General features: G+C 64.3%; 14 protein-coding genes. 2 read left to right on the forward strand and 12 right to left on the reverse strand.

The window, feature by feature from the left end; translation table 11 throughout:
- Nucleotides 1-50: 50 nt before the first annotated feature.
- The 10 genes from IAE37_RS22035 to IAE37_RS22080 form a co-directional block, all read right to left on the reverse strand.
- Complete coding sequence (locus tag IAE37_RS22035) at nucleotides 51-1,997, reverse strand: response regulator (RefSeq protein ID WP_201176968.1); 1,947 nt, start codon at nucleotides 1,995-1,997, stop codon at nucleotides 51-53.
- Nucleotides 1,987-2,850: a sensor histidine kinase gene (locus tag IAE37_RS22040; RefSeq protein ID WP_201176969.1), complete on the reverse strand. Its 864-nt coding sequence runs from the start codon at nucleotides 2,848-2,850 to the stop codon at nucleotides 1,987-1,989. The genes IAE37_RS22035 and IAE37_RS22040 overlap by 11 nt, the downstream gene beginning before the upstream one ends.
- Nucleotides 2,843-3,850, reverse strand: coding sequence for an ATP-binding protein (locus tag IAE37_RS22045; protein ID WP_201177035.1), 1,008 nt, complete (start codon nucleotides 3,848-3,850; stop codon nucleotides 2,843-2,845). Before IAE37_RS22045 ends, IAE37_RS22040 begins: the two co-directional genes overlap by 8 nt.
- Nucleotides 3,847-4,251: an anti-sigma regulatory factor gene (locus IAE37_RS22050; protein WP_201176970.1), complete on the reverse strand. Its 405-nt coding sequence runs from the start codon at nucleotides 4,249-4,251 to the stop codon at nucleotides 3,847-3,849. The genes IAE37_RS22045 and IAE37_RS22050 overlap by 4 nt, the downstream gene beginning before the upstream one ends.
- Nucleotides 4,248-4,610: an STAS domain-containing protein gene (locus IAE37_RS22055; protein ID WP_201176971.1), complete on the reverse strand. Its 363-nt coding sequence runs from the start codon at nucleotides 4,608-4,610 to the stop codon at nucleotides 4,248-4,250. Before IAE37_RS22055 ends, IAE37_RS22050 begins: the two co-directional genes overlap by 4 nt.
- 4 nt (nucleotides 4,611-4,614) lie before the next feature.
- Nucleotides 4,615-5,466, reverse strand: coding sequence for an STAS domain-containing protein (locus IAE37_RS22060; protein WP_201176972.1), 852 nt, complete (start codon nucleotides 5,464-5,466; stop codon nucleotides 4,615-4,617).
- Nucleotides 5,467-5,633: 167 nt separating this feature from the next.
- Entirely contained in the window at nucleotides 5,634-6,659 is a 1,026-nt protein-coding gene (locus IAE37_RS22065) for a PDDEXK nuclease domain-containing protein (RefSeq protein ID WP_328822766.1), read from the reverse strand.
- A 149-nt stretch (nucleotides 6,660-6,808) separates the two neighbouring features.
- Nucleotides 6,809-8,200, reverse strand: coding sequence for a GABA permease (gabP, locus tag IAE37_RS22070; RefSeq protein WP_201176974.1), 1,392 nt, complete (start codon nucleotides 8,198-8,200; stop codon nucleotides 6,809-6,811).
- A 382-nt stretch (nucleotides 8,201-8,582) separates the two neighbouring features.
- Entirely contained in the window at nucleotides 8,583-9,998 is a 1,416-nt protein-coding gene (locus IAE37_RS22075) for an MFS transporter (protein ID WP_328822768.1), read from the reverse strand.
- 86 nt (nucleotides 9,999-10,084) lie between these two features.
- Nucleotides 10,085-11,035 (reverse strand): 2-hydroxyacid dehydrogenase, encoded by a 951-nt coding sequence (locus IAE37_RS22080; RefSeq protein WP_201176977.1) that lies wholly within the window; start codon nucleotides 11,033-11,035, stop codon nucleotides 10,085-10,087.
- Nucleotides 11,036-11,134: 99 nt separating this feature from the next.
- On the opposite strand from IAE37_RS22080, the gene IAE37_RS22085 reads away from it, so the two are divergent.
- Nucleotides 11,135-12,022 (forward strand): LysR family transcriptional regulator, encoded by an 888-nt coding sequence (locus IAE37_RS22085; RefSeq protein WP_201176978.1) that lies wholly within the window; start codon nucleotides 11,135-11,137, stop codon nucleotides 12,020-12,022.
- A 109-nt stretch (nucleotides 12,023-12,131) separates the two neighbouring features.
- Here the strand turns inward: IAE37_RS22085 and gudD are convergent, their stop codons facing one another.
- Entirely contained in the window at nucleotides 12,132-13,487 is a 1,356-nt protein-coding gene (gene gudD, locus IAE37_RS22090; protein WP_201176981.1) for a glucarate dehydratase, read from the reverse strand.
- Between the two features lie 19 nt (nucleotides 13,488-13,506).
- On the reverse strand, nucleotides 13,507-14,859 hold the full coding sequence (locus tag IAE37_RS22095) for an MFS transporter (RefSeq protein ID WP_201176982.1): 1,353 nt from the start codon (nucleotides 14,857-14,859) through the stop codon (nucleotides 13,507-13,509).
- Between the two features lie 261 nt (nucleotides 14,860-15,120).
- Between IAE37_RS22095 and IAE37_RS22100 the strand changes: the two genes are divergently transcribed.
- On the forward strand, nucleotides 15,121-15,819 hold the full coding sequence (locus tag IAE37_RS22100) for a FadR/GntR family transcriptional regulator (RefSeq protein ID WP_201176983.1): 699 nt from the start codon (nucleotides 15,121-15,123) through the stop codon (nucleotides 15,817-15,819).
- Nucleotides 15,820-15,856 lie beyond the last annotated feature (37 nt).

Here is a 15,856-nt window from a genome sequence, read left to right on the forward strand (position 1 = left end):
ACACCAGGGTGGCCCGCGTTTGTCCAACGGCACGCGGGCTAGGCCGCCCCTTAGCCCAAACGCACCACCGCATGCTTCACCTTGTCGAGCAACTCCGACAATTTGAACGGCTTCACCAGCATGTCCATCCCCGTGCCCAGGAACGCCTGGCGGTCCAGCGCCGCATCGGCATACCCGGTCATGAACAGCACCGGCAACCCTGGCCGGTGCATCCGGGCGATATCGGCCAACTCACGCCCACTCAGGGTCGGTAGCCCGACATCGGTCAGCAGCAGGTCGATGCCTTCCTCCTCCTGCAGGTACTGCAACGCCTCATCGATGGTCGAAGCCAGGGTGCAGCGATAGCCAGCCTCGCCCAGCGCTTCGGCCACCGACAGGCGCACCGAGGCCATGTCCTCGACGATCAGCACGTGCTCGCCATTACCCTGGTGGTCATCCCCCATTTCGCGCTCCAGGGTGACCGCCGCCTCGTCGCTGGCCGGCAGCAACAGCGTCACTTCGGTGCCCCGGCCGACCGCGCTGCGTAGCTCCACATGCCCACCCGACTGGCGAGCGAAGCCGTAGATGGTCGACAGGCCCAGGCCAGTGCCCTGGCCCAGGGGCTTGGTGGTGAAGAACGGATCGAAGACCTTGTCGAGCAACTCGGCCTCGATCCCACTGCCGTTGTCGCGCACGGTCACCGCCACGTAGGCGCCGTCGGCGAGGTTGGGGTCGCCGTGGCACCAGGCCGCCGAGGTGTTGACCCAGATCTGCCCGCCTTTGGGCAGGGCATCGCGGGCGTTGATCACCAGATTGAGCACCGCGCTTTCCAGTTGCACCGGGTCGACCAGGGCGATGGCTGGCAGGGTGGACAGCTCCAGGGTCAGGGTGACCCGCTCGCCGATGGTGCGGGTCACCAGCTCTTCCAGCGAGCGCACGTGCTGGTTGACGTCCACCGGGCGGGTGTCGAGCGGCTGCTGGCGGGCGAAGGCCAGCAGGCGATGAGTCAGCACGGCGGCGCTGTTGGCCGAGCTCAGCGCAGCCTCAGCGTACCGGGGCACCTTTTCCACGCGGTTTTCCGCCACCCGCTTACGGATCAGTTCGAGGCTGGTAATGATGCCGGTCAGCAGGTTGTTGAAATCGTGGGCGATGCCCCCGGTGAGGCTGCCCAGGGCGTCCATTTTCTGTAGTTGCAACAGTTGCGCTTCGGTGCGCACGCGCTCGGCCACTTCCTTGGCCAGCTGACTGTTGGCATCGTCCAGGCGCGCCAGGTGCGAGCGCTCCCGGTGGCGGTGCTCGGTGATGTCTTCGACGAACACCAGGCACAGGCCTGGCGCCTGGTACGGCGACAGCTGCCACTCGGTATCGCGCGGCTGACCCTGCAGGCGCATGCCCAGCGTGCCTTTCCAGCGCTCCCCCGCTGCCAGGTGCTGGCGCAACTCGTCGAGCGCCTCCGCCTGGCCTTCGGCGAAGCACTCGTGCAGGCGTTGCGGGTCTCGGTTGTCCTGCACCAGGTGGGCGAAGGCGTGGTTGCATTCGTGCACCTTCAAGTCGCCGTCGAGCACGGCGATGGGCGCGGACACGCCACGGAAGATTTCCTGGAAGCGCGCCTCGCTCTGGCGCAAGGCCCGCTCGGTGTCGCGTACGCGCAGCAGGGTACGCAGGGTCGCGAGCAGCACGTCCGGGTCTACCGGGTGGATCAGGTAGGCATCGGCACCGGCGTTCAGCCCAGTGATGATATCGCCGCTCTGGATCGATGCTGCCGATACGTGGATTACCGGCAACAGCGCCGTGCGGCTGTCCTCGCGCAGCAGCCGGACGATGTCGAAGCCGCTCATGTCCGGCAGGTTGACGTCGAGGATCAGCGCATCCACCTGCTCGTCACGAATCAGCGCCAGGCCCTCGCCGCCAGTGCCCGCCTCGAGCACTTCGTAGCCGTGCGCGCCGAGGCGGCGGCGCAAGGCGTAGCGGGTGGCGACGTTGTCGTCGACGATGAGCAGACGCAGGTCAGGTTTCATCCACGCTCTCCTGGGCCAAGGCCAGAGGAATGATCACGAAGAAGGAGGAGCCGACCCCTGGCTCGCTGTGCACACCCACCTCGCCGCCCAGCAGCATGGCGAAGCGCTTGCACAGCGACAAGCCCAGGCCGGTGCCGCGCAGGCGTTTCTGCAACGGCGAATCGACCTGGGCGAAATCCTCGAACAGCGTACCCAGAAGGTCAGAGGCGATACCGATGCCGGTGTCGCTGACAGCGAAGCGGATGTTGTGCTCGTCGAGCAGTTGCGCCGACACCCTAACTTCACCGCGGGTGGTGAATTTCAAGGCATTGGAGATGAAGTTGCGCAGGATCTGCGCGAGCTTCTTGTCGTCCGTGTAGAGGCGCGGCAGGCCCACCGGCTCCTCGAAGATCAAGTCGACCGCCGTTGCATCGACGATCGGCCGGAACATCCCGCGCAGCGCCGCGAACAGGTCGAACATGTCGAACCAGGCCGGCGAGATGGTGATGCGCCCGGCCTCGATCTTGGCCAGGTCGAGCAGGTCGTCGACCATGTCCGACAGCTCGCGGGTGGCGTTGCTGACGAACGCCACCTGGCGGTGCTGTTCCGCCGACAGCGGCCCGTCCAGCTCATCGGCCAACAGGCCGGTGATGCTCAGGATCGAACCCAGCGGGGTGCGGAACTCATGGCTCATGTACGACAGGAAGCGGCTTTTCAGGTCGGATGCCTGGCGCAATTGCTCGGCCTGGATATCCAACTCGGCATACAGGGCCAGCACGCCCTGGTTGGTTTCTTCGAGCTCGGCACGCAGGGCTTCGTTTTCGGCCTGCAGGCGCGCGAACTGCTCGGCGTCATGGATAGTGGGCTCAGCCATGGTCGGGCTCCAGGTCGATGACCAGTACCGTCACGTCGTCCCGCCCTCGGCAGAAATCGCGGTGCAGCACGGCAGCAATCACGGCCGGGTGGCGATGCACCAGGCCAGGGTAGTCTTGAAGGTTCCAGCGCGACTGCAAGCCGTCGCTGTAGAGAATCAGCAAATTGCCCGTCACGTCAGCGTAGTCGAAGACCTGGGCTTTGCGGTATTGCCCGCCGACTATGCCGGGGTAGGAAGCCAGGCCGCGAGAACGATTCCCGGCGACCAGGCTGGCGCCGATATTGCCTACACCGGTGAAGACCAGCCTGCTATTGCGCGCGTCATGCTGTGCGATCGCCACAGCGCCGCCACGGGTGCCGTTCATGGCTACATGCAGCCGTTCGATCAGCAACAAGGGATCGACAAAGGCATCGGCCGCGAAAGCCAGGGCACCGGCCTGGGCTGCCTCTTCGGCATCGGCGCCATGACCGAGGCCGTCGACCACCAGGACGCTGAGGCGGCCGCTGCCGAGCGCCACGTGCCAAGTATCGCCACATGCAGGGTCGTCATGCAGCGAATGATGGCTGACACCGATGCGCAGGTCTTGGCCGGTGGCATCGCGCCGATACAGGCGCGCCATGATCACCGAGCCTCGGGCGTCGGTGTGCATGTCGAACACCTCGGCCAGGCGCGTCACCGCGCCCAGGCCGATGCCCTGGGTACCGCCGGTGGAATAGCCATCGGCCAGGCACGCCTGGGCATCGGCCTGGGCGCGATCGACAGCCAGCAATTCGATGCCTGGGCCATTGGCACCGGGCACGGCGCGCAGGTGCAAGGCACCCACGCCAGCATGCTTGAGCACGTTGCTGGCCAGCTCGGTGGCCAGCAACGCCACGCGCCCGGTGTCTTCACTATCGAAGCCTTGCTGCTCAGCCAGCTTTTGCGCCGTGCGCCGGGCATGGCCGACCTGGCTGTCCTCTTCCAGGGGCAAGACCAGCGTCCTGCTGGCGGAGATGTTCATATCCATCGCGTGATCGTCACCCGCGTACCCTCGCCTGGCGCGGTGTCCAGCTCGAACTCGTCCACCAGCCGGCGTGCGCCGGTCAGGCCAAGGCCCAGGCCATTGCCGGAGGTCCAGCCGTCGGTGAGGGCCAGCTTCAGGTCGGCGATGCCCGGCCCCTCGTCGCGGAACAATAGGCGTACACCGGTGCGGCCCGCTTCCTCGAGTACCTGCCAGTCCATGTCGCCACCGCCGCCATAGACCACGGTGTTGCGCGCCAGCTCGCTGACGGCGGTCACCAGCTTGGTCAGGTCCACCAGGCGCATGCCGCAGTCGCTGGCCAGCTTGCGCGCGAGTTGCCGAGCCAGTACCACGTCCTGCTCGATGCGCACCGGCAGGCTGCCACTGTGCTCGCGGTTCATGGGTGCCTCACGTGCTGGCTGAGCCGCTGCATGCCACGCTCCACATCCAACGCCGTGCTCACCCCGGGCAGGGTCAGCCCCAGCTCCACCAGGGTGATGGCCACGGCCGGCTGCATGCCCACCACCATCACCTGGGCATCCATCAGCCGCGACAGGCTGGCGATGTCGGCGATCATCCGGCCAATGAACGAGTCGACCATGTCCAGCGCCGAGATGTCGATCAACACGCCCCGGGCGGAGGTGGCGCTGATGCGGTCGGTGAGGTCGTCCTGCAGGCGCATGGCCAGTTTGTCATGCATGTCGACCTGGATGGTCACGAGCAGGAATTCGCCCATCCGCAAAATCGGGATACGTTCCATGGCCTCAGCCCTGCTCGCCCATGCTGACACCCAGGCGCTTGAGCGCAAGCTTCAGGGCATCGGCCAGGTTGGCCTTGGTGGTCAGGGTGCCCAGGTCCAGGCCCAGGTGGACGATGGTCTGCGCGATCTGCGGCCGCACGCCGCTGATGATGCAGTCGGCGCCCATCAGGCGGATGGCAGTGACGGTCTTGAGCAGGTGCTGGGCGACCAGGGTATCGACGGTCGGCACACCGGTGATGTCGATGATGGCGATTTCCGAGCCGGTGTCGACGATACGCTGCAGCAGCGACTCCATCACGGTCTGGCTACGCTGCGAGTCGAGGGTGCCGATCAGCGGCAGGGCCAGCACACCGTCCCACAGCTTGACCACCGGAGTGGACAGCTCGAGCAGTTCTTCCTGCTGGCGCTTGATCACCGCCTCGCGGGTTTTCTGGTAGGTGCGAATGGTGTGCATGCCGAAGGTGTCGAGCAGCTCGGAGACCACCCACAGCTGCTCGGCCAGGCGTGCGGGATCATCGCTGAAGTGCGCTTGCAGCAGACTGAACAGCGGCCCCTTGAGGGCGAAGATGAAGTACACCGTCTGGTGCGAGTCGTGCCCCAGCTGAGCGCGTGTGGAAGAGAGTTTTTCCAGGAAACGGCGGGTTTCATCCCAGCCGCTGGCGGCGATGTCGGTGCCATTGCCTGCCTGCAAGCCATCGATCAGCAGTTGCAGGAAATCGCGGGTTTCCTGCAACACGGTTTGTTCTTTGATGTTACGGGTAGCGCCATTGGCGTCGAGCGCTGCTGTCCATTGCGCCAGCAACTGTGCCTGGTTGTGCTTGAGTGCTTCCAACGTGCTGCCGAGCAGTGCTGCCATGTGTGTTCGCTCCTATGCGGGTAGGCCGGCATCCCCATGAACAGCCGACCTGCAAAGAATGACATTTAGCGCTGCAAATAGTTGTAGAGATTGAAAAGATAATTGCAATGGGCCAGCGCGCTGGGCATCTGGTGCAGTGGCGGGCCGAACGTAAGCCGCTGCGACGCTCAGTCGCCGGGCTGCGCTGCGGCACCCAGGGCATAGAATTCATGGAGTTTGGCTTGCAGCAGCGCCTTGTCCGGCAGGCGCGTCTGGTATTCGGCAATCAAGGCGGGCGACAGGCTGCGGTTGAGTGCGTACTCGACCACCTCATCTTCCTTGCTGGCACACAGCAACACGCCGATGGCCGGATTCTCATGAGGCTTGCGCTCATTGCGATCCAGGGCTTCCAGGTAGAAGTCGAGCTTGCCAAGGTACTCTGGCTCGAAGCGGCCAACCTTGAGCTCGATGGCCACCAGGCAATTGAGGCCACGATGGAAGAACAGCAGGTCCAGGGCGAAATCGCGACCGCCGACCTGCAGCGGATATTGCGAACCGACGAAGCAGAAATCCCGGCCTAGCTCGACCAGGAACTGTTTCAGCCTATTCATCAGGGCGGCGTGCAGGTCCGCTTCGGCATGTTCGCCTGGCAGGCCGAGGAACTCGACCATGTAGGCGTCGCGGAAAACGTCCATTGCCGCGGGGTAGTTGTTTTTCAAGGTTGCCGAGGCCTTGGCTGGATCGGTGACGCTGCGTTCGAACAGCGCAGTCTTGAATTGCCGCTCCAGTTCACGGCTGGACCATTTCTCCTGGATGGCGAGACGCAGGTAGAACTCGCGTTCTTCCGGCAGCTTGCTTTGGCTGAGGATGATCAGGTTATGGGTCCAAGGCAATTGTCTCAGCAGTGCTGAGACTTTCTCGTCGTGGCGGTACGCCTCATAAAATTGACGCATGCGGAACAGGTTCGGCCGAGTGAAACCTCGCAACCCAGGTTGGGTGATAGCCAGGTGAGCAGCCAACTGACCGACCACCGAATCCCCCCACTCAGCTTGCTCCAACTTGCGGCTGATATACGCCCCCACCTGCCAGTACAACTCGATCAACTGGGTGTTGACCGCCTGCATCGCCCGCTGCCTGGCGCCCTGGATGAGACCCAGCACTTCCTCGAATCGGTCGTCCTTTACCGAAACCGCTTGCCCGTCTTGCTCGTTCACGCTCACGCTCCGACACCCTGTCTGAATGGAGCGGGCAGTCTACGCCCGGCATGCCCTGAAACTTGTGTCAGCGGCACCGTGGATGTGTTTCAAAAAACAAAGGGCACCCATCCACAGGTGCCCTCTGCCCTACCGCAAGGTGACCTCGATCACCCCATCGACCGCGCCCCCACCGTCTGCGCATGGCCCCGCGAAGTGACGATCCCCAGAAAGGAAATCACGATCGCCAGGCCCAAGGTCGAACTCACTTCCGCCCGGTGCTCGGGGGTGTACATCATTACCGCCAGCGCCCCGCCAATGAACAGGATCACCGCCCAGGTCAGGTACGGGAACAGCCACATGCGGAACTTCAGTTCGGTGTTCTCGCGCTCCAGACGACGGCGCATGCGCAGTTGCGAGACGGCGATGACCAGGTACACCAACAGCGCGATGGCGCCGGAACTGGCCAGCAGGAACTCGAACACGCCCTTGGGTGCGAAGTAGTTGAGCACCGCGATGCCAGCGCCGATCAGGGTACTGCCGAACACTGCGGCACGCGGCACACCGACCCTCGAGGTGTCCTTCAACAAGGCCGGCGCGTCGCCGCGCTTGGCCAGCGAGTACATCATCCGCGAGGCGATGTAGATCGACGAGTTCATGCAGCTGGTCACCGCCACCAGCACCACCAGGTCGACCATGAACGCGGCATTGGGGATGTTCATGATCTCCAGCGCACGCTGGTACGAGCCCACCACGGCCAGCTGCGGGTCGTTCCATGGCACTACCGAGATGATCACGAAGATCGACAGGATGTAGAAGGTGCTGATACGCCAGATCACCGAACGGGTGGCCTTGGCGATGTTGCGCGACGGGTCGCTGGACTCGGACGCGGCGATGGTCACCGCCTCGGTGCCGATGAAGCTGAACATCACGGTGATGAAGGCACCGATCACCGCCGACCAGCCTTTGGGCGCGAAGCCGCCGTGCTCGGCCATCAGGCCACTGAGGCCGCTGACTTCGCGGTTGGGCAGCCAGCCCATCAGCGCGGCGAAGCCCAGGCCGATGAAACCAAGGATCGCGGTGACCTTGAGAATGGCGAACCAGAACTCGAACTCGCCGTACTTGGCCACGCTGAACAGGTTGGTGCCCGCCAGCAGCAGCACCGAGGCCAAGGCGAAGATCCAGCTGGGGATGTCGGGGAACCAGGCGTTGAGCACGTGGCCGGCGGCCAGGGCCTCGATCGGGATCACCAGCACCCAGAACCACCAGTACAGCCAGCCGATGGTATAGCCAGCCCAGCGGCCGATGGCCTGGTCGGCATAGGTGGAGAACGACCCGGTGTCGGGGTGCGCCACGGCCATTTCGCCGAGCATGCGCATGACCAGCACCACCAGGGTCCCGGCCACGAAGTAAGAGATTATGGTGGCAGGCCCGGCGGCCGCGATGGCGTGCCCGGAGCCCACGAAAAGTCCGGCACCGATGATGCCCGCGATGGACAGCATCGTTACATGACGCGGCTTGAAACCTTGTGCAAGGTTGCCATCAGATCCCACGGTGTTCATTGATCTTGTTCTCTTTTTGCTGACACAAGGAAGGACGGGCAGGCGTAGGCGAAAAAAGCTCCTCGAAGACGATGGGGAATGACACGTCGCTCACGCTCTGTTGTTGACCTTCTGCACGCTTTCCAGAGCAACGCACCAGCGATTCGGGCTCCATTTAAGCCGCGAGAGGGATGGGGAAATTACACGAGAACGTCCCGCAGGTGCGCGATCACGACACCGGTTTTCCATTCGCGCCAGATGTCGCGAATGGCATGTCTGAATGCGTCACCGGCGCGTCTGGAGGTTTCGCTTTTCATTTGGATGTGTCGAGGCAGGCCCGGCCATTTTCAGCCGCCCACAAAAAAGCCCCGGTCTCCCGGGGCCCTGTCGCTCAGGCGTCTGCCTACGCCTGTCCGGTACGCTCGAAGCGCCGGGCCAGCAACAGGTAAGCGAGGATTCCCAGCACGCCATGGGCGGCCACGAACCAGAGTGCGTTGTGGAACGAGCCGGTAGAGGCCACCACGTAACCGATCACCAGCGGCGTGACGATGCCGGCGATGTTGCCGATGCCGTTGAACACGCCGCCGCACAGGCCGACCATCTTCTTCGGCGCCACGTCCGACAGCACCGCCCAGCCCACCGCGGCCAGGCCCTTGCCGAAGAAGGCCAGGGTCATCAGGCCGATCACCGCGGCATTGCCATCGACATAGTTGGCCAGCACCAGGCTGGTGGACAGCGCCATGCCGATCACGAACGGCGTCTTGCGTGCCTTCGATGGGTGCACGCCACGGCTGATCAGCCAGTCGGAGAGGAACCCGCCGAGGATGCCGCCCGTGAAGCCGCAGATGGCCGGCAGCGCGGCGACCCAGCCGGCCTCCATGATGGTCATGCCACGGCCCTTGATCAGGTAGATCGGGAACCAGGTGATGAAGAAGTAGGTGAGCGCGGTGATGCAGTACTGGCCCAGGTACACTGCCCACAGGTTGCGGCTGGTGAACAGTTGCAACACTTCGGCGCGGGTCGGTTTGCTCTTGGCCGCCTTGCGTTCCTTTTCAAGGTCGACCAGCGCGCCGCCTTCGCGCATGTAGTCCAGCTCTGCGCGGCTGAGCCCCGGTGCGCTGTGCGGCTCATGGTAGAGGCGGAACCACACCAGGCTCAGCAACAGCCCCAGCACGCCCATCCAGACGAACACCTGTTCCCAGCTCAGGGTATGGGTCATCCACGCCATCAGCGGGGCGAACACCACCACCGCCATGTACTGCGCCGAATTGAACAAGGCCGATGCGGTGCCGCGTTCACGGGTGGGGAACCAGCAGCTGACCACCCGCGAGTTGGCCGGAAACGCTGGCGACTCCACCAGGCCGAGCATGAAGCGCATGGAGAACAGTGCCACCGCCGCCGAAGCACCGGCCAGGCCCATCCAACCCACGGTGCCCTGCATCAGGGTGAACAGCGACCAGAGGATCAGGCTGACGCCATACACCCGGCGTGCGCCGAAGCGGTCGAGCAGCCAGCCACCGGGCACCTGGCCGAGGGCATAGGCCCAGGCGAAGGCGGAGAACACCATGCCGAGCATCACCGGGTCCATGCCCAGGTCCTTGAGCACCTCGGTGCCGGTGATCGACAAGGTGGCCCGGTCGGCGTAGTTGATGACAGTGATGATGAAGATGAGCGCCAGGATCAGGAAGCGATGACGTCCGACCCTGGCCAGAGCCTGCGGTGCGGCTGCAGCGGATTTGCTGTTCATATGAACCCTCTTGCTTCTCGGTGGAAGCGATTGTTCTTGTGCGGAGAAGGTGTGGCCTGTGGACCTTGTGATGCTTGTGCTGGCCTCTTCGCGGGTGAACCCGCTCCTACAGGGGCCTGCGTTATGTGTGTAGGAGCGGGTTCACCCGCGAAGAGGCCCTAGAGGTCAGCGACCCGATTCGGCGGTAACTCACCACGGAAACAAGCCGCCAGGTTGTCCACCACCATCTGCCCCATTTCCAACCGGGTCTGCAGCGTCGCGCTGCCCCGGTGCGGTTGCAGGCTGGCTTGGTCAAGGTCGCGCAGCGCAGGCGGCACATGGGGCTCATCGACGAACACATCCAGCCCGGCGCCGGCGATGCGGCCTTCGCGCAGCGCCTCAACCAGTGCCGGTTCATCCACCAGCTTGCCGCGCGCCACGTTGATCAAGTAACCCTCGGGACCGAGCGCATCCAGCACCTCGGCGGTCACCAACACTTCCCCGCCATCCGCGGAAGCGGCGACCACCAGCACATCCACCGAGCGTGCCAGTTCGACCAGATCGGCTTCATAGCGGTACCCACTTTGCGGCTGCTCGCGCCGCCCGTTGTAGGCAATACGCATGTCGAAGGCAGCGGCGCGGCGAGCGATGGCCTTGCCAACCTCGCCCAGGCCGATGATGCCCAGGTCGATGCCACTGACCTTGCGCGCCAATGGCAGGTTGACCGTGCCCCACAAACCGTCGCGTACCAGCCGCTCGCCCTCGCCCAGGCGGCGCAAGGCACTGATGATCAGGCCCAGCGCCAGGTCGGCGACATCGGCAGTGAGCACGCCAGGCGTGGTGGTGACATGGATACCGCGACCGGCCGCATGGCGCAGGTCCACGGCGTCGGTGCCGATGCCGCTGATGGCGATGATCTCGAGGGCAGGAAGCTGGTCCATCAACGCATTGGACAGGCCCTTGGCACCACCGGTGACCACGCCACGAATGCGCGGGCCGACTTCATCGAGCAGCTGTTGCGGATTGGCCTGCTGGTAAAGCCGATGCACCCGGTAGGCCGCGACCAATTGGGCATCGATGGCCTCTGGGACGGGCTGGGTCAGCAGCAGGTCGATGGAATTCTGGTTCATCGTGGGTATCCGGCAGTTCGAAGACATGGCTCGATGCTAGGCCGGCATTTGATACAGGTCTAATATAGATGCTGGATCGAACAATTCAGGATTTGAATCATGGAATTGCACCAGCTGCACTGCTTCGTCGCCGTTGCCGAAGAGCTGCATTTCGGCCGTGCGGCCACCCGCCTGCACATGACCCAGCCGCCGCTGAGCCGGCAGATCCAGCTGCTCGAGCATTCCCTCGGGGTGCTGTTGCTCGAGCGCAACAACCGCCAGGCGCGGCTGACGCTGGCGGGCATGAGTTTTCTCGAAGATGCCCGGCGCATCCTGCATATCGCCGAAACTGCCAGCCACTCGGCCCGGCGTATCGCCCACGGCGAGGCCGGGCGACTGACCCTGGGCTTCACCGCAGTAGGTGCCTACAGCATGATCCCGCGCCTGCTGGTGCACGCCGGCAAGACCCTGCCGGACATCGAACTGGTGCTCAGCGAAAGCGTTTCCAGCACCCAGGTGCACGACCTGGAAGCCAACCTGATCGACCTCGGCCTGGTGCGCCAGGTACTGCCCAGCGCCCGCGTGGACTATGTGCCGGTGCACCGCGAGCCATTCGTGGCCGCGTTGCCTGTGGGGCACCCTTTGTGCGGCCGCGAGCGGCTCAGGCCGCACGACTTCCATGAGCAGCCGTTCATCATGTACAGCGCGGGCGAAGGGCGTTACCTGCACGATCGCATCGCCAACCTGTTCGCCCGCAACGAGGTACAGCCGCGCTACCTGCATCGGCTGGGGCAGACTCATTCGGTGCTGGGCCTGGTCAATGTCGGCTTGGGTTGCGCGGTGGTGCCGGCCTCGGCCCAGGCGTTGCGCCTGGAGCAGGTGGTGTTCCGGCCGTTGCAGGGGATGGAGCAGCAGGCGGAGATCTTCCTGGCGTATTGCCGGGATAATCCGAACCCGGTGCTGGGGGCGTTCGTGGGGATGGCGCGGGCGTTTTTCGACAGGGGATAGTCTGGACCGGCCTCTTCGCGGGTAAACCCGCTCCTACAGTACTCCACCTGTTTTCATGATACGTGGAGCATCTGTAGGAGCGGGTTTACCCGCGAAGAGGCCCTATGCCTCAACGCACCAGGCAAGGCCGCTTGTTGTCGAAGCTCCAACCCGGAATCAGGAACTGCATCGCCACGCTGTCATCCCGCGCGCCCAACCCCATGTTGCGGTAGCACTCATGAGCCTTGGCCAACTGGTCTTCATCCAGTTCCACACCCAGCCCCGGCCGCTCCGGCACCCGCACATGCCCATCGACGATACGCAGCGGGTCGCGAGTCAGGCGCTGGCCGTCCTGCCAGATCCAGTGAGTATCGATAGCCGTGATCTCGCCCGGCGCCGCTGCCGCCACCTGAGTGAACATCGCCAGCGAGATATCGAAGTGGTTGTTCGAGTGCGAACCCCAGGTCAGGCCCCAGTCGTTGCACATCTGCGCCACCCGCACCGAGCCCTGCAAGGTCCAGAAGTGCGGGTCGGCCAGCGGGATGTCCACCGACTGCAGCTGGATCGCATGGCCCATCTGCCGCCAGTCGGTGGCGATCATGTTGGTGGCGGTCGGCAGGCCGGTGGCACGGCGGAACTCGGCCATCACCTCACGGCCCGAATAGCCGTTCTCGGCACCGCACGGGTCTTCGGCGTAGGCCAGCACGTCGTGCTTGTCGCGGCACAGCGCGATCGCTTCCTTGAGCGACCAGGCGCCGTTGGGGTCGAGGGTGATGCGTGCCTCGGGGAAACGCTCGGCCAGGGCGGTCACCGCTTCCATCTCTTCTTCGCCACGCAGCACGCCACCCTTGAGCTTGAAGTCGCTGAAGCCATAACGCTGCTTGGCCGCCTCGGCCAGGCGCACCACCGCTTCCGGGGTCAGGGCCTTCTCGTGGCGCAGGCGGAACCACTCGTCATCAGCATCGGCTTCGTTGCGGTAGGCCAGGTCGGTCTGCTGGCGGTCGCCGATGTAGAACAGGTAGCCAAGCATCTTCACCGCATCGCGTTGCTGGCCTTCGCCGAGCAGCGCCGCCATCGGCACGTTCAGGTGCTGGCCGAGCAGATCGAGCATGGCCGACTCGATGGCGGTGACCGCATGCACGGTGATGCGCAGGTCGAAGGTCTGCAGGCCTCGGCCAGCGGCATCGCGATTGGCGAAGGTCTGGCGCATGGCATTGAGCACGCGCTGGTAGTGGCCGATCGGCTGGCCGACCACCAGGCTACGGGCGTCTTCCAGGGTCTGGCGGATCTTCTCGCCACCGGGCACCTCGCCCAGGCCGGTGTTGCCGGCACTGTCGCGCAGCACCACGACGTTACGGGTGAAGAACGGGCCGTGGGCACCGCTGAGGTTGAGCAGCATGCTGTCGTGGCCAGCCACGGGGATCACGCGCAGGTCGGTGACCACCGGGGTGCTGGTATGAACGGCGGGATTGGTCTGCATGTTCATGGTTGTCGTCTCGCAGTCGTCAGTGGGTCTGGCCCAGGGCCGAAGGGGCCTTGAGATCGTCAGAGGGAGCGCCCTTCGGGCGGGTACGTACGAAGAAGATGGCGATGGCCGCCAGCACCGAGGTCACGGCCAGGCCGTACAGCCCGCCCTGGATCGAGCCGGTCTGCTGCTCGAGCAGCCCGAAGGTGGTGGGGGCGACGAAGCCGCCGAGGTTGCCGACCGAGTTGATCAGCGCGATCACCGCTGCGGCGATGCGCGCATCCAGGTAGCCCTGCGGGATCGGCCAGAACAGCGACGAGGCCGACTTGAAACCGATGGCCGCGAAGCAAACGGCAACGAAGGCGAATACCGGCCCGCCGGTGGTCGACATGAACATGCCGATGGCGGCGACCACCAGCGCACCGGCCACCCAGGCCTGCTGGAACTTCCAGCGCGCTGAGCCGGCAGCGAAGGCATACATGGCCAGGATCGAAATCAGCCAGGGGATCGAGTTGAAGAAGCCCACCTGCAAGTCGCTCAGATCGCCCATGCGCTTGATGATGCTGGGCAGCCAGAAGGTCGCGGCATAGATGGTCAGCTGGATGCAAAAGTAGATCAGGCAGAACAGCACGATCTGGCGATCCTTGAGCAGGCTCCAGGCCGAGGGCTTGACCACGCCGCTCGCCTCACGCTCACGTTGCTCGCGGTCGATGGTCGTCACCAGCGCGTCCTGCTCGGCCTGGCTCAGCCACTTGGCGTCCTGGGGCTTGGAGTCGAGCCAGAAGAACACGAAGAAGCACAACGTCACCGAGGCCATGCCTTCGATGAACAGCATCCACTGCCAGCCGTGCAGGCCCAGGCCCTGGATCTGCATCAAGGCACCGGCCAACGGCCCGGAAATCAACGACGCCAGCGCCGAGCCGCTGAGGAAGATGGCAATCGCCTTGCCGCGTTCGGCGGCCGGCAGCCAGCGGGTGAAGTAATAGATCACCCCAGGGAAGAAGCCCGCCTCGGCCACGCCGAGCAGGAAGCGCAGCACATAGAACTGCGTTTCGTTCTGGACGAAGGCCATGGCCGTAGCCACCAGGCCCCAGGTGAACATGATGCGGGTCAGCCACAGCCGTGCACCGACGCGTTGCAAGAGCATGTTCGACGGCACTTCGAACAACGCATAGCCGATGAAGAACAGGCCGGCACCAAAACCGAAGGCCGCGGCGCTGATGCCCAGGTCGCTTTCCAGGTGTGGTCGGACGAAACCGATGTTGACGCGGTCGAGGTAGTTGACGATGAACATGATGACGAACAGCGGCAGGACATGGCGCTTGACCTTGGCCACGGCGCTGGCCAGGGCGTCGCCTTCATTCCGGGCAGACGGAGCGAGGGTATCGTTCACTTGTGGATCTCCCACTATTGTTTTTGTGCGGGTCGAGTTGTCGGGCAGGACAATGGGGTGGAGCATATGCGTCGCGAAGTTGTACGACAAGATGCCAATCAGCGCCAAAGAGGCAAAATACAAGCTTATAAATGGCCATCTTGCAGGGATAATGCAAGAATCAGGTAAAACACCACGACATGATGAGAGGAAAAAAGCAGCACGAAATATTTTTATCCGTTAACTTGTCATACAAGATGGATTCGATCGCGGAGCCCGTTCATGTCCCAACCACTCGGCAAACGCAGCCATAGCCGTGCCCACGATTTGGTGTCGCGCCTGACCCAGCAGATCCTGCTGGGCACCTTCAAGCCGGGCGACAAGCTACCCTCGGAGAACACCCTGGTGCGCGAGCATGGGGTCAGCCGCACCGTGGTGCGTGAGGCCCTGTCGAAGTTGCAGGCATCAGGGCTGGTGGAGCCGCGCCACGGCATCGGCACCTTCGTGATCGAGCGCCTGGCCCAGGGCAGCCTGCGGGTAGGCGCGGAGAACGCCGCGAGCGTGCGCGACCTGCTGGAATTGCGCATCGGTTTGGAAGGCCAGGCCGCGGCCTTGGCTGCTGTGCGCCGCGACGAGCAGCATTTGGCGCGCATGCGCCAGGCCCTGGACGACTACCAGGACCTGGCCGCTGCCGGAGATAGCTGCATCGAGGCCGACCGGCGTTTCCACCTGCTGATCGCCGAGGCCACCGGCAACCTGTATTTCAGCGAGATGATGGCGCAGTTGGGCAATGGCCTGATCCCGCGCAACCGCATGGCCCTGGCCGAGCGTGCCGGGGCCAACCTGGCCCGGCATGCGTACCTCGCCAACCTGGAGCATGAGGCGATCCTCAATGCCATCCGCCGCCAGGACCCGGATGCGGCGCGGGCGGCGATCTGTCTGCACCTGTCCAACAGCCGGGATCGGTTGTTGCCGGATTAGGGGGCGGTGTTCGCCTGCGCCGGCCTATTCGCGGCGG

The organism is Pseudomonas sp. S31 (assembly GCF_016648105.1).
Classification (GTDB): domain Bacteria; phylum Pseudomonadota; class Gammaproteobacteria; order Pseudomonadales; family Pseudomonadaceae; genus Aquipseudomonas.

Excerpts from the sequence above, each read along its gene's own strand:
- IAE37_RS22035 (WP_201176968.1), bottom strand. The coding sequence starts at position 1,997 with ATGAAACCTGACCTGCGTCTGCTCATCGTCGACGACAACGTCGCCACC.
- IAE37_RS22040 (WP_201176969.1), bottom strand. The coding sequence starts at position 2,850 with ATGGCTGAGCCCACTATCCATGACGCCGAGCAGTTCGCGCGCCTGCAG.
- IAE37_RS22045 (WP_201177035.1), bottom strand. The coding sequence starts at position 3,850 with ATGAACATCTCCGCCAGCAGGACGCTGGTCTTGCCCCTGGAAGAGGAC.
- IAE37_RS22050 (WP_201176970.1), bottom strand. The coding sequence starts at position 4,251 with ATGAACCGCGAGCACAGTGGCAGCCTGCCGGTGCGCATCGAGCAGGAC.
- IAE37_RS22055 (WP_201176971.1), bottom strand. The coding sequence starts at position 4,610 with ATGGAACGTATCCCGATTTTGCGGATGGGCGAATTCCTGCTCGTGACC.
- IAE37_RS22060 (WP_201176972.1), bottom strand. The coding sequence starts at position 5,466 with ATGGCAGCACTGCTCGGCAGCACGTTGGAAGCACTCAAGCACAACCAG.
- gabP (WP_201176974.1), bottom strand. The coding sequence starts at position 8,200 with ATGAACACCGTGGGATCTGATGGCAACCTTGCACAAGGTTTCAAGCCG.
- IAE37_RS22080 (WP_201176977.1), bottom strand. The coding sequence starts at position 11,035 with ATGAACCAGAATTCCATCGACCTGCTGCTGACCCAGCCCGTCCCAGAG.
- IAE37_RS22085 (WP_201176978.1), top strand. The coding sequence starts at position 11,135 with ATGGAATTGCACCAGCTGCACTGCTTCGTCGCCGTTGCCGAAGAGCTG.
- gudD (WP_201176981.1), bottom strand. The coding sequence starts at position 13,487 with ATGAACATGCAGACCAATCCCGCCGTTCATACCAGCACCCCGGTGGTC.
- IAE37_RS22100 (WP_201176983.1), top strand. The coding sequence starts at position 15,121 with ATGTCCCAACCACTCGGCAAACGCAGCCATAGCCGTGCCCACGATTTG.